This is a genomic window from Azospirillum halopraeferens DSM 3675 (assembly GCF_000429625.1).
Lineage (GTDB): Bacteria > Pseudomonadota > Alphaproteobacteria > Azospirillales > Azospirillaceae > Azospirillum > Azospirillum halopraeferens.
Map to the genome: position 1 here is coordinate 191,091 of NZ_AUCF01000006.1, position 12,625 is coordinate 203,715.

The 12,625-nt window shown below is 70.9% G+C and carries 10 protein-coding genes; 8 read left to right on the forward strand and 2 right to left on the reverse strand.

Annotated features, from left to right (window positions below; genetic code table 11):
- Window positions 1–53 precede the first annotated feature (53 nt).
- Genes G472_RS0108765 through G472_RS0108780 form a run of 4 tightly spaced genes read left to right on the forward strand, consistent with a single transcriptional unit; the run spans window position 54 to window position 5,200 of the window.
- Window positions 54–1,829, forward strand: coding sequence for an N-acetylglutaminylglutamine amidotransferase (locus G472_RS0108765; protein ID WP_029008080.1), 1,776 nt, complete (start codon window positions 54–56; stop codon window positions 1,827–1,829).
- Window positions 1,830–1,851: 22 nt separating this feature from the next.
- Complete coding sequence (gene ngg, locus G472_RS0108770; RefSeq protein WP_029008081.1) at window positions 1,852–3,600, forward strand: N-acetylglutaminylglutamine synthetase; 1,749 nt, start codon at window positions 1,852–1,854, stop codon at window positions 3,598–3,600.
- Window positions 3,600–4,670 carry an osmoprotectant NAGGN system M42 family peptidase gene (locus tag G472_RS32085; protein ID WP_035691651.1) on the forward strand — a complete coding sequence of 357 codons (1,071 nt, stop codon included), beginning with the start codon at window positions 3,600–3,602 and terminating at the stop codon, window positions 4,668–4,670. The genes ngg and G472_RS32085 overlap by 1 nt, the downstream gene beginning before the upstream one ends.
- Before the next feature lie 29 nt (window positions 4,671–4,699).
- Window positions 4,700–5,200, forward strand: a complete 501-nt coding sequence (locus tag G472_RS0108780) for a 3'-5' exonuclease (RefSeq protein ID WP_029008082.1) — start codon at window positions 4,700–4,702, stop codon at window positions 5,198–5,200.
- Here the strand turns inward: G472_RS0108780 and G472_RS0108785 are convergent.
- The gene (locus G472_RS0108785; RefSeq protein WP_029008083.1) at window positions 5,188–6,015 is read right to left on the reverse strand and encodes a helix-turn-helix transcriptional regulator; all 828 of its coding nucleotides are present in this window, start codon (window positions 6,013–6,015) and stop codon (window positions 5,188–5,190) included. The two genes, G472_RS0108780 and G472_RS0108785, sit on opposite strands and share 13 nt — an antisense overlap.
- 290 nt (window positions 6,016–6,305) lie before the next feature.
- On the opposite strand from G472_RS0108785, the gene G472_RS0108790 reads away from it, so the two are divergent.
- A complete protein-coding gene (locus G472_RS0108790; protein WP_211100161.1) occupies window positions 6,306–7,142 on the forward strand; it encodes an MBL fold metallo-hydrolase in 837 nt (278 codons plus the stop codon).
- Window positions 7,143–7,186: 44 nt separating this feature from the next.
- Window positions 7,187–7,924 carry a hypothetical protein gene (locus G472_RS38770; RefSeq protein ID WP_156927047.1) on the forward strand — a complete coding sequence of 246 codons (738 nt, stop codon included), beginning with the start codon at window positions 7,187–7,189 and terminating at the stop codon, window positions 7,922–7,924.
- Between the two features lie 299 nt (window positions 7,925–8,223).
- Here G472_RS38770 and G472_RS32095 read toward each other — a convergent pair whose 3' ends face one another.
- Window positions 8,224–9,231: a helix-turn-helix transcriptional regulator gene (locus G472_RS32095; protein ID WP_051340596.1), complete on the reverse strand. Its 1,008-nt coding sequence runs from the start codon at window positions 9,229–9,231 to the stop codon at window positions 8,224–8,226.
- 196 nt (window positions 9,232–9,427) lie between these two features.
- Between G472_RS32095 and G472_RS0108810 the strand changes: the two genes are divergently transcribed.
- Window positions 9,428–11,431 carry a TonB-dependent receptor domain-containing protein gene (locus G472_RS0108810; RefSeq protein ID WP_084536534.1) on the forward strand — a complete coding sequence of 668 codons (2,004 nt, stop codon included), beginning with the start codon at window positions 9,428–9,430 and terminating at the stop codon, window positions 11,429–11,431.
- A gap of 82 nt (window positions 11,432–11,513) precedes the next feature.
- A complete protein-coding gene (locus G472_RS0108815) occupies window positions 11,514–12,623 on the forward strand; it encodes an ABC transporter substrate-binding protein (RefSeq protein WP_029008086.1) in 1,110 nt (369 codons plus the stop codon).
- The last annotated feature ends 2 nt before the right edge of the window (window positions 12,624–12,625 follow it).

The following is a 12,625-nucleotide window of genomic DNA, read 5'->3' on the forward strand; positions in this document are numbered from 1 at the left end:
ATCCCGGGTCGAGCGCCCCTTCGTCCTAAACCAACGAGGAGGCTCGACAGCCGATGTGTGGTATCAGTGGTGAGATCTCGCTTCGAAACGGCCGCGCTCCCGCCGTGTCCGCGATCGAGGCGATGTGCGCGCGCATGGCGGCGCGCGGTCCCGACGGGCACGGCGTGTTCGCGCAAGGGCGCGTCGCGTTCGGCCACAGACGGCTGAAGATCATCGACCTGACCGAAGCGTCGCAGCAGCCGATGGTCGACAGCGACCTCGGCCTCGCCATTGTGTTCAACGGCTGCATCTACAACCACCGCGACCTGCGGGCGGAGCTGATCGGCCTCGGCTACCGGTTCTTCTCCGGCGGCGACACCGAGGTGCTGCTGAAGGCGTACCATGCCTGGGGCCCGGACTTCGTGCAGCGCCTGCACGGCATGTTCGCCTTCGCCATTGCCGAGCGCGACAGCGGCCGCGTGGTGCTGGGCCGCGACCGGCTGGGCATCAAGCCGCTCTACCTGGCCGAGGTGGACGGCGCCCTGCGCTTCGCGTCGTCCCTGCCCGCCCTGGTGGCGGCCGGCGGCATCGACACCGGCATCGACCCGGTGGCCCTGCACCATTACATGAGCTTCCACGCCGTCGTCCCGGCGCCGCGCACCATCCTGAAGGGCGTGCGCAAGCTGCCGCCGGCGACGCTGCTCACCATCGAGCCGGACGGCACGCGGCGCGAAAGGGTCTATTGGACGCTGAGCTTCGGTCCGCAGCCGGGCGACGAGAACAAGACCGCCGCCGATTGGCAGGACGAGGTGCTGGCGGCCCTGCGCCGGGCGGTGGAGCGGCGGCTGGTCGCCGACGTGCCGGTGGGCGTGCTGCTGTCGGGCGGGCTCGACAGCTCGCTCATCACCGGGCTGCTGGCCGAGGCGGGGCAGACGGGCATCAAGACCTTCTCCATCGGCTTCGAGACGGTGGGCGGTGAGGCCGGTGACGAGTTCATGTACTCCGACATCGTGGCGGAGCGCTTCGGCACCGATCATCACCGCATCTTCGTCGATTCCTCCCGCGCCCTGCCGGAGCTGACCAACTGCATCCGCGCCATGGCGGAGCCGATGGTGAGCCACGACAACATCGGCTTCTTCCTGCTGTCGCAGGAGGTGGCGAAGCACGTCAAGGTGGTGCAGTCCGGCCAGGGGGCGGACGAGGTGTTCGGCGGCTACCACTGGTACCCGCCGATGCTGGACAGCCGCGACCCGGTGGCCGACTACGCCCGGGTGTTCTTCGACCGCGACCACGCCGAGATGGCCGGGGCGCTGGATCCCCGCTTCGTCGGCGAGGATCACGCCCGCGCCTTCGTGGAGGAGGCGTTCGCCCGTCCCGGCGCCGACCGGCCGGTGGACAAGGCGCTGCGGCTGGACACCACGGTCATGCTGGTCGACGACCCCGTGAAGCGGGTCGACAACATGACCATGGCGGCGGGGCTGGAGGCCCGTGTCCCCTTCCTCGACCACGAGCTGGTCGAACTGGCGGCCCGCGTTCCGGCGGAGCTGAAGATCGCCGGCGGCGGCAAGCACGTCCTGAAGGAGGCGGCACGGCGCGTCATCCCCGCCGAGGTCATCGACCGTCCCAAGGGCTACTTCCCGGTGCCGGCGCTGAAGTACCTGCGCGGCCCGTTCCTCGACCTGGTCCGCGACGCGCTGAACAGCCGCGCCGCCCGCGAACGGTCGCTGTTCCGTCCGGACTATCTCGGCCGGCTCCTCACCAACCCCGAGCAGCACATCACGCCTTTGCAGGGATCCAAGCTGTGGCAAGTGGCGTTGCTGGAACTCTGGCTCCAGGAACACCGTGTCTGAGACCCCGCCGCGGAGGCCCGCCATGTCGCTCACCCGAGCCCACCAGCACCGGCTGGAGCGCAACGCCGGTCCGACCCTCGGTCGGTTCCGGCGCAGCCGCGCCGCCGAGGACACCGAGACCGAGTACCACGCCGACGCCGTCGTCGATTGCGGCTGGGGGCGCCTGATCTTCGCCCACACCTTCGACGACCTTGACCGGTTGGTCGAAACGCTGCGCGCCGAGGAGCCGGGGCGCCGGGACATCGCCTTCTACCTCCAGGACCCGCACGTCGCCCTGGCGCGGGCACCGCAGGAGCTGTTCCTCGACCCCTCCCACACCTTCCGTCTGTGGCTGAACGAGTACCGGCCGGGGCGTCGCCGGCCCAAGGGCTATGCCGTGCGCCGGCTGCGCACGCGCCAGGACGCGGAAGGGGTGCTGCGCATCTACGCCAGCCGCGGCATGGTGCAGGTCGACCCGACGTTCCTGGTCAGCAGCCGCAACAGCCGCACCATCACCCTGTTCGTCGCGGTGGACGAGGCGACGGGAGCGGTGGTCGGCTCGGTCACCGGGGTGGACCACCGCCGCGCCTTCGGCGATCCGGAGCAGGGCAGCTCCCTGTGGTGCCTGGCGGTCGACCCCCAGGCATCCTTTCCCGGCATCGGCGAGACCCTGGTGCGCACCATGGCCGAGCACTTCCAGGCGCGCGGACGCTCGTTCATGGACCTGTCGGTGCTGCACGACAACGTCAACGCCATCGCCCTTTACGAGAAGCTGGGATTCCGGCGCATCCCCGCCTTCGCGCTGAAGACGCGGAACTCCTTCAACGAGCCCTTGTTCATGGGGCCACCGCCGGAGGAGCGCTTGAACCCCTACGCCACCATCATCGTGAATGAGGCACGCCGGCGCGGCATCGGGGTGGAGGTGCTGGACGCCGAGGCCGGCTATTTCTGTCTGACCGCCGGCGGCCGCTCCATCGTCTGCCGCGAAAGCCTGTCGGAGCTGACCACCGCCGTCGCCATGAGTCGTTGCGACGACAAGGCGGTGACCCGCCGGGTGCTGGAGCGCGCCGAGCTGTCGGTGCCCGAGCAGGTCACCGCCGGAGACCCCGACGCCGATGCGGAGTTCCTCGCCCGCCACACCAGCGTGGTGGTGAAGCCGGCCCGCGGCGAGCAGGGGCGCGGCATCACCGTCGACGTGCGCGACCGCGACACCCTGGAGCGCGCCGTCGCCGAAGCGCGCCGGCACTGCGACACGGTGCTGCTGGAGCGGTTCTGCGAGGGCCAGGACCTGCGCGTCATCGTCATCGACTACAAGGTGGTGGCCGCCGCGGTACGCCGCCCGGCCGAGGTGACCGGCACCGGCCAGCACAGCATCCGCGCTCTGATCGAGGCGCAGAGCCGCCGCCGTGCCGCCGCCACCGGCGGGGAGAGCCACATCCCCCTGGACGCGGAGACCGAGCGCTGCGTGCGCACCGCCGGCTACGGCCTCGACGACGTGCTGGCGGAGGGCGTGGTCCTGCCGGTGCGCAAGACTGCCAACCTGCACACCGGCGGCACCATCCACGACGTGACCGACCGCCTGCACCCTCACCTCGTGGAGGTGTCTGTGGCCGCCGCCCGCGCCCTGAGCATCCCCGTCGTCGGCTTCGACCTGCTGGTCGAGGCGCCGCACAAATCCGGCCATGTGTTCATCGAAGCCAATGAGCGGCCGGGCCTGGCCAACCACGAGCCGCAGCCGACGGCCGAGCGCTTCGTCGACCTGCTGTTCCCGCAAACCCGGGGGATGTCCTGATGCCCCAACCCCTTAGCATTGACACCGACTATCTCCTGACGGTCCTGCGCAACCTTCTGGCCATCCCCAGCCCCACCGGCTACACCGACGAGGTGGTGCGCTACGTCTGCGGCGAGCTGGAGACGCTCGGCATTCCCTACGAGCTGACGCGGCGCGGCGCCATCCGCGCCAACCTCAAGGGCCGCCAGGAAAGCCCCGACCGCGCGTTGGTCGCCCATGTGGACACCTTGGGGGCGCAGGTGAAGTCCCTGAAGGACAACGGCCGGCTGGCCCTGGTGCCGATCGGCCACTGGTCGTCCCGCTTCGCCGAGGGGGCGCGCTGCACCGTCTTCACCGACACCGGCCGGTACCGCGGCACCGTGCTGCCGCTGAAGGCGTCCGGCCACACCTTCGGCGACGAGGTGGACGAGCAGCCGACCAACTGGCAGAGCGTGGAGCTGCGGGTCGACGCTCCGGCGGTGTGCCGCGGCGACCTGGACGCGCTGGGGTTCAACGTCGGCGACTTCGTCGCCATCGATCCCCAGCCGGAGTTCCCGGACACCGGCTTCATCGTCTCGCGCCACCTGGACGACAAGGCGGGGGCGGCCGCCGCGCTCGCCGCCGCCAAGGCGGTGATGGACGCCCGCGCGGCCCTGCCCGTGGACTGCCATCTGCTGTTCACCATCTCCGAGGAGGTGGGGTCCGGAGCCTCCACCGTGCTGCACCAGGACGTGGCGGAGATGGTCACCATCGACAACGGCACCCCCGCCCTCGGCCAGAACAGCCGCGAGACCGGGGTGACCATCGCCATGGCCGATTCCACCGGGCCGTTCGACTATTCGCTGACCCACCGGCTGCTCGCCCTGTGCCGGGAGCACGGCATTCCCCACCAGCGCGACGTGTTCCGCTATTACCGTTGCGACAGCGCCGCCGCCATCGAGGCCGGCAACGACATACGCACCGCCCTGGTGTGCTTCGGCGTTGACGCCTCGCACGGCTACGAGCGCACCCACGTCGGCGCCCTGGAGAGCCTGTGCCGCCTGCTGACCCTCTACATGCAGTGCGAGCCGGAGGGGCCGTTGCGGGTGTAACGCGCGCGCCGGTGGTGTAGAGTGGCGGCATGACCGCCTTCGCCGCCATCGACTTCGAAACCGCCGACCAGGGGCGCGACAGCGCCTGTTCGGTCGCCGTGGTGCTGGTCGAGAACGGGCGGATCACCGAGCGCCTGCAGCGCCTGATCCGCCCGCCCCGCTCCCGCTTCCTGTTCACCCACATCCACGGCCTGCGCTGGGAGGACTGCTGCGAGGCGCCGGATTTCGCCGGCGTGTGGCCGGATCTGGCGCCGCTGCTGGCGCGGGCGACCCTGCTGGTGGCCCACAACGCTCCCTTCGACAAGGGCGTGCTGCACGCCTGCTGCACCGCCCACCGTCTGCCGACGCCGCGCCACCGCTTCGCCTGCACGGTGCAGATCGCCCGCGCCGCCTGGGGCGTCTACCCCACCAAGCTGCCCGACGTGTGCCGCCATCTGCGCATCGCGCTGAAGCACCACGACGCCCTGTCCGACGCCTCCGCCTGCGCCGAGATCGCCCTGGCCGCCCTGCGCGACGGTCATAAGCTGTAGTGCTGCGCCGGGCGGCGGCCCGGCGGCGGCCGCACGCCGGTCAGGCTGCGCGACGCCGGCGCGCCGAAGGTCCGGCGGAAGTCGTGGGCGAAATGGGGCTGGTCGGCATAGCCGGCGGCATGGGCGGCGGCGGTGAACGTGTTTCCCTCGACGATTGCGCCGATGGCGGCCCGCATGCGGCACCAGGCGCGGTACCGGCGGAAAGGCACGCCGACCTCCCGGGTGAACACGTGCTGGAACCGTGATGCGGACATCCCGACGCCGGCGGCGAGGTCGTTCACGGGTGTGAGATCTTCGCTGTTCGCGTGCATGGCCCCGACGACCCGGGCCACACGCCCGTCGATGGAGCGGGCTGCACGCCGGTCGGAGAAACCCACGAGATCGCGCAGCGCGGCGCCCGCCCGGGTACCGCCCGCCGGGTCTTCGTAGAGATCGCGCACCAGGGAGACCTCGCCCCGGCCGCCGACCAGCGCTCCGCCCACCCCGACCTCCCGTCCGTCGCGGACCAGCGGAAGGAGCGCGTGAACACCCGCCACGTGAGGTTCGATGTAGAGGACGGCGATCGGATTGCCGCCGACATCCAGTTCATGCAGCGCGCCGGCGGGTATGACCGCGGTCCGGCAACTCATCCATTCGGTACCGGGCAGCCGCAGGCCGAACGGACCGTGAAGTCCGGCCAGGTAGACCGGGGCGCCATGCTGGTGGCTGGCGTTGTAGTCGAGCGGACCGGCAAAGAACGTGAAGCCCCGGTCGAGATGCCAAAGGGGAGCGGAGCCATCGGCAGCACGTTCGTACAAGCGCGCGTCGCCGTTCATCCCTATCCTCCAGCCATGATGCCTGCTCCGGCATTTGCCGGCCGATGCGGCGGCCGGGAGCATCACATCATGCTGAGGGCCAACACGACAATGAGACTTTAAGGGAAGGATTCCGTCCGATGCCCATTCCTCGCCTTCCATCAACGCGCCGCCGGGTTCTGGCGTCGATGGCCGCGCTCGCCGCAGCGCCGGCTCTTGCCGGCACGCTCAGCCCTCCGGCACGGGCCGCGGCACCGATGTTGGGGGCTGCAACGCCGCGGCACTATCGTTTCCGGCTGGGAGCGTTCGAGGTGACAAACATCCTGGACGCCGGTGCCGTGATCGACGGGCCCTGGCCGATCGTCGGCGAGGATCAGCCCAAGGAGGCGGTGGAGCGGCTGATGCACGACAGCCTGCTGCCCGAATCCCGCTTCCAGCCCGGATTCACGCCAACTCTGGTCAACACCGGCAGCGAACTCGTCCTGTTCGACACCGGCAACGGTGGCGACGGGTTTGTTCCCCGGCCCCACGGCGGCTGGTTGGCGGACATGCTGGAGCCGGCCGGCTACACGCCGGACCAGGTCGACGTGATCGTCCTGACCCATGCCCATCCCGATCACATCGGCGGGCTGATGGAGCGTGGAAGGCCACTGTTCCCCAACGCCCGCTATGCCATCGGCGCCGTGGAGTACGATTTCTGGGCGAAGGACGATCGCCTGTCCGCCGACAAGGACGGGAACGAGTTCCGCTCCGCCCGGCTTTTCCGGACGCACCTGGTGCCGCTGGCCGACCGCGTCCGATTCCTCAAACCCGGCGACGACGTCACACCCGGCATCCGGGCTGTCGCGAGCTTTGGCCACACGCCGGGACACCTGTCGTTCCACATCGAGAGCGAGGGCCGGCGCCTTCTCCTGTGGGGCGACTGCGCCCACCACGAAGTCGCGTCGCTGGCGCACCCGGAATGGCACGCCTTCTTCGACATGGACAAGGAAGCGGGAGCGGCGACCCGGAAGCGGGTCTACGACATGGCCACAGCCGACCGGCTCCTGGTGTCGGCCTACCACATGTCGTTCCCGTCGCTGGGGTATGTCGAACGCAAGGACGCCGGATACCGGTGGGTGCCCGTCACATACCAGTTGAACCTGTAGGTCCGGTGCCGGAGGCGGCCCTTTCCCGCCACCACGGGAAGGGGTTGCGGCACACCACACGCTCAGCCGTCGCCACCGTTGCCCCCTCCGTTCCCTCCACCGTTGCCACCCCCGTTGCCCCCGCCGTTCCCGCCACCGTTGCCGCCTCCATTGCCGCCGCCGTTCCCACCACCGTTGCCGCCTCCATTGCCGCCGCCGTTCCCACCTCCATTACCGCCACCATTGCCGCCGCCGTTCCCACCCCCATTACCGCCACCGTTGCCGTCGCCGTTACCACCCCCATTACCGCCACCGTTGCCGTCGCCGTTACCACCCCCATTACCGCCACCGTTGCCGCCGCCGTTACCACCCCCATTACCGCCACCATTGCCGCCACCGTTACCATCCCCGTCGCCGCCACCGTTGCCACCGCCACCGCCGCCGCCGTTCCCGTTGCCGTCCCCCCCGTCGCTGCCGCCGCCACCTCCCCCGTTGCCCCCGGCATCACTGCCACCCGGATCGCCACCACCGGATCCGCTGTCAGAGTCACCACCGCCCGTGCCACTGTCGGAGTCGCCGCCCGATCCGGTGCCGGTGCCGCCATCGTCACCGCCCGTCCCCGTGTCGCCCGTCCCGGTGTCGCCGCCCCCGGTGCTGCCGGTGCCGGTGCCCGTGCCGCTGCCGCCCGTGCCGCCCGCCGCAGCGCCGGCAGGCGATCCCATCTCGCCGCTGCCGCCGTGACCGGCCATGCGTTGGGCGGGGAGGCGCGGCGGCGGCGGCGGAACGAACAGCATGTTCTGTGAGAACGCATCTCGGCACTGGCCCTGCGCCTGCGCACGCTCCAGCGCGGACTCCCGGAGGTTCCAGCAGTCGATGACCACGGCGCGCTGCGTCGGCAGGCAGGCGGCGGCGGTCAGGGCGGTGGCCGCAAGCAGGAGCGGCTTGCAGAGGCCGTACGGAGACGGGCGCGGCATGGTTCCCCCCGGTTCTGCGCGAACGTGGCGGAGAAACCCCGGTGGCGGTACGCGGTTCCGGGACGTGTGCGCAAGAAGCGCCGACGCATCCGGACGGAGTTCGGCGTCCGCGCGCCCGGCCGGCCGGGCTACTTCGTCAGGATCCCCGGCCGGCCGCGCACCTGCCCGGGCGGCAGGCCGAACCGGCGCCGGAAGGCGGTGGCGAAGTTGGCGGGATTGCCATAGCCGGCGACGAACGCCGCCTCCGTGACGCTGACGCCCTCCCGCTCCAGCGCGGCGCGAGCACGGTCCATGCGCACGCAGCGGTAATAGTCGAACACCGAGGTGCCGTGCACGGCACGGAACAGGCGCTGGAGGGTGCTGACGCTCATGCCCGCGTGGCGGGCGACCTCGTCCAGCCGCGGGGAATCCCCCTCGTGAGCGTCCAGGAATTCGCAGACGGCCTGTACGCGCGCCCGGTCGCGCCCGCACACCCCGCCGCCCGGCGCCCCTTCTCCGCCGGACAGCCGCACCAGGGCTTCCGCCACGATCTCGAAGGCGTGGCTCTCCAGGAACAGGGACTCCAGCCCCGATCCGAACGGTGCCGTTGCCAGGATGCGCTCCGCCAACTCGACCTGGCGTCGGGTGGGGTCCCAGATGGCGCTGGCGCCGTGGGTTTCCGTGAACCGGCGCACCGCCTCGCCGGAGCCGGACGCGGCGCCCGCCACCCAGTCGCGCGGGACGCCGATGCTGATTTTGCGCACCCAGTTGCCGCTCACCCCCCGGCGCACGAACAGGTCCGGTTCGCAGCACGCCCGGATGAACAGCCGGGGGCCCCGGCGGGCGTCCACCTGGTGACGGCGCGCGCCCAGCGACACGTCGGCGTGGCCGCGCAGGAACAGGGTCACCGTCAGCGCCGGCTCCGCCTCCACCCGGGTCGTCAGGTCGTGGACGTCGATCGCGTCGGTGGCGTGCAGATCCATGCCGGAACGCAGGCGCAACTGCCGCAACCGGCCCAGCAGCACCGGATCCTCGGGGTTCAGGACCGGCGTCACGATCTGCACCGGCGCCGTCCGGGTTCCGAACGAATCCGTCAGGTACCGGTAGGCGACCGGGGCGCACGGCGCGGCGGAACCACCGGATCGAAGGTCGGACATCGGTGCGCACCCTCCCAAACTCTGACCATTCGGCAAAGCATTTCGACCGTGCCGCAAAGGCACCGCAACGGCGACCGGACTACAACGAACGTCACGGACAGCTCCCCGCAACGCATATGTTGCGACTAATTATCATTCTCGCTATCACGGAATCCCCACTCTGTCCAGGGTCGGGCCACAGGAGGACCGAAGAACGATGTCCAGACGAACGGAGTATGGTCAGATCAGGCGCCGGGGCCGGATCAGGGCGGGGCTGCTCGCCACCTCCATGCTGGCGTCCGTGGCGGCGCTGACTCCGCCCGCCGCCCGGGCGGCGGAAACCCTGCCCCCGGTCCGCGTCGCGGGGGAGGCGCTGCGCATCATGGAGACCACCGGCGCCATCAGCCGGGAGGAGATCGACCGGGAGCAGCCGCTGACCCTGCGCGACCTGTTCCGCAACGACCCGGCCGTCACCGTCCCGTCCGGCAGCACGGCGGCTCAGAAGATCTATGTGCACGGCATCGACCAGAACAAGCTGAACGTCACCGTCGACGGCGCGCCCCAGCGCAACAACGTCTGGCACCACAACGGCAACCTGACGCTCGATCCGATCTTCCTGAAGTCGGCGACGGTGGAGGCCGGGGTGGCGCCGGCGGACGCCGGCTTCGGCGCCCTGGCCGGTGCCGTGCACTTCACCACGAAGGATGCCCGGGACCTGCTGCTGCCGGGGCAGACGGCGGGGGGCACGGTCATCCTCGGCTACGACACCAATCCGGGGACGTGGCGCACCACCGCCGCGGGCTATGCCGCCGCGCAGGGGTTCGAGATCCTGGGCATGGTCTCGCGCGCCAGGGGCGACGACTACAAGACGGGTGCGGGCTACGAGGAGGCGGGCACCGCCGCCAACCTGACCGCCGGCCTGGCCAAGCTGGCCTACGAATCCGACCGGGGGCACCGCTTCGAGGTCTCCGGCGAGGTGGTGAACGACGAGGGCATCCGCCGCCTGCGCCCCAACATGGGCCTGATCGCCAACCCGACGGGGCGACTGCTGAACCGGAGCGAGGCGACGCGCACCACCGCCACGCTGCGCTACCGCACGACACAGCCGACCGACCTGTTCGATCCCGAAATCAGCGTCTATTACAACCGCAACCGGCTGGAGCGGCCCAACGACAACCGCCGCCCCACCGCGCACGGCGCCTTCAACGCCGACGTGGAGAGCATCGGCGGCACCGTGCAGAACAGCGTCGCCATCCCCGCCGGCCGGCTGACCGTGGGCATCGACGCCTACCGCGACGACGCGTTCGTCGAGCGCTTCCACTTCGCCACCGACGCCGAGGAGCGCATCTCCGGCTTCGGCGGCTTCGTCCAGGCGCGGGTGGCGCCACTCGACCGGCTGCGCCTGTCGACGGGCTTGCGCCTCGACCACCAGAGCTACCGGGCGGTGGATGGCCGGACCTTCGACAACACCGGCCTCAGCCCCAACCTGTCCGCCGAGGTCGACGTGTTCGGCGGGGTCACCGCGTTCGCCGGCTACAGCTACGCGTGGGGCGGGCTGGAGATGGCGGAGACGGCGCTCTATCACGCCGGCGACTACACCTACGACCCGGACCTGAAGCCGTCGCGGGCCCACAACGTGCGCGGCGGTCTGCGCTACGCCGAAGGCGGCCTCAGCCTGGAAGGTGCCCTGTTCCGCACGGTGATCCACGACCCCATGGCGTGGAATTACACCCGGCTCCGGCGCATCAACGGCGAGGACCTGAAGACGCAGGGCTTCGACCTGTCGGCCTCCTATTCGTGGGGCCACGCTGCCGTCGGTGCCACCTACGCCCGCTCCGACGTGACCTACGGCGACCGCATCGCCCTGCCCGGCGACTACAACACCGGCATCGCCGTCGGCGATCTGATCACGCTGCGCGGCCACTACACGGTGGAGAGCCTGCGCCTGACCCTGGGCGCCTCCGCCGAACTGGCCCTGAGGCTGGAAGACGAAGATCTGCGCGCCGCCGGCTTCCGCGACCTGGAGCCCTACCAGGTGGTGAACCTGTTCGCCGAATGGGTGCCGGTGGCGTCCATGCCCCATTGGACGCTGCGCGCCGAAGCCAACAACCTCTTCGACGAGGCCTACGCAAGCCGGTCCACCTACGGCCAGACCGCGGTGATCCAGCCGGTGCTGTCGGAAGGCCGGTCCTTCTACCTCGCGTCCACCCTGAAGTTCTGAGTCCGGACGCTCAGAGAGACGAGGGGCGCGCCCGCCGCCGGCCGGTGGGTGCGCCCCATCCCATCATCCACAAGGCAGTGCCATGCGAAGACTGATCCTTCTCCTCCTCCTGGCCCTGATCGCGGGACCGCCGGCGCACGCCGCCGGGATCGTCGACCTCGCCGGCCGCACCGTGCGGGTGCCGGACCGGGTGGAGCGCATCGTGCTCGGAGAGGGGCGTTTCCTCGCCGCGCTGGGCATCCTCGACCGCAGCGACCCCGCCGGTGCGGTGGTGGGGATGATGGGCGACTTCCCGCTGCTGGATCCCGCCGGCTACGCCCGCTGGACCGAGCGGTTCCCCGGCATCGCCGACATCCCCCCGGTGGGCAAGGTGTCCGCCGACAGCTTCAGCGCCGAGCGGGCCATCGCGCTGGCCCCCGACCTGGCGATCTTCGGTCTGGCCGGCCACGGCCCGGGGCCGGCGGCGCGCGAGCTGATCGACCAGCTCGAAGCGGCCGGGGTGACCGTCGCCTTCGTCGACTTCTTCCACGATCCCATCGTCAACACCCCCCGCAGCATCACCGTTCTGGGCGCCCTGCTGGGCCGGGAGGCGGAAGCGGCGGCCTTCGTCGCCGCCTACGGGCACGAGCTGGAGCGCGTGCGCGACCGGGTGGCGCGGGCGACCCGGCGGCCCGTCGTGTTCCTGGAAAACCGCGTCGGCCTGCAGGAGGACTGCTGCGCCACCGTCGGCGCCGGCGTCATCGGCCGCCTGATCGAGGAGGCCGGCGGCCGCAATCTCGGCTCCGCCGTGGTGCCGGGAATCGCCGGGATGATGAATCCCGAATATCTGCTGACCCACCGGCCCGACGTCTACGTGGGCACCGCCATCGGCAACCGGGCGGGGATGGAAGGGGCGCCCGGACGCATCGTGCTGGGGCCGGGTGTGGACGCCGGGCTGGCGCGCGCCACCCTGCTCCGCGCCCTGGACCGCACCGCCATCGCCGACCTGGAGGCGGTGCGCGCCGGCCGGGCCCACGCGGTGTGGCACCATTTCTTCCATTCGCCCTTCAACATCGTCGCCGTCCAGGCCATGGCCCGCTGGTTCCAGCCGGAGCTGTGCGCCGATCTCGATCCCGAGGCGACGCTGCGCGATTTCTACGCCCGTTTCCAGCCGGTGCCCGTGGACGGGACCTACTGGATCGACGCCCGATGACG

Excerpts from the sequence above, each read along its gene's own strand:
- G472_RS0108765 (WP_029008080.1), top strand. The coding sequence starts at position 54 with ATGTGTGGTATCAGTGGTGAGATCTCGCTTCGAAACGGCCGCGCTCCC.
- ngg (WP_029008081.1), top strand. The coding sequence starts at position 1,852 with ATGTCGCTCACCCGAGCCCACCAGCACCGGCTGGAGCGCAACGCCGGT.
- G472_RS32085 (WP_035691651.1), top strand. The coding sequence starts at position 3,600 with ATGCCCCAACCCCTTAGCATTGACACCGACTATCTCCTGACGGTCCTG.
- G472_RS0108780 (WP_029008082.1), top strand. The coding sequence starts at position 4,700 with ATGACCGCCTTCGCCGCCATCGACTTCGAAACCGCCGACCAGGGGCGC.
- G472_RS0108785 (WP_029008083.1), bottom strand. The coding sequence starts at position 6,015 with ATGAACGGCGACGCGCGCTTGTACGAACGTGCTGCCGATGGCTCCGCT.
- G472_RS32095 (WP_051340596.1), bottom strand. The coding sequence starts at position 9,231 with ATGTCCGACCTTCGATCCGGTGGTTCCGCCGCGCCGTGCGCCCCGGTC.
- G472_RS0108810 (WP_084536534.1), top strand. The coding sequence starts at position 9,428 with ATGTCCAGACGAACGGAGTATGGTCAGATCAGGCGCCGGGGCCGGATC.
- G472_RS0108815 (WP_029008086.1), top strand. The coding sequence starts at position 11,514 with ATGCGAAGACTGATCCTTCTCCTCCTCCTGGCCCTGATCGCGGGACCG.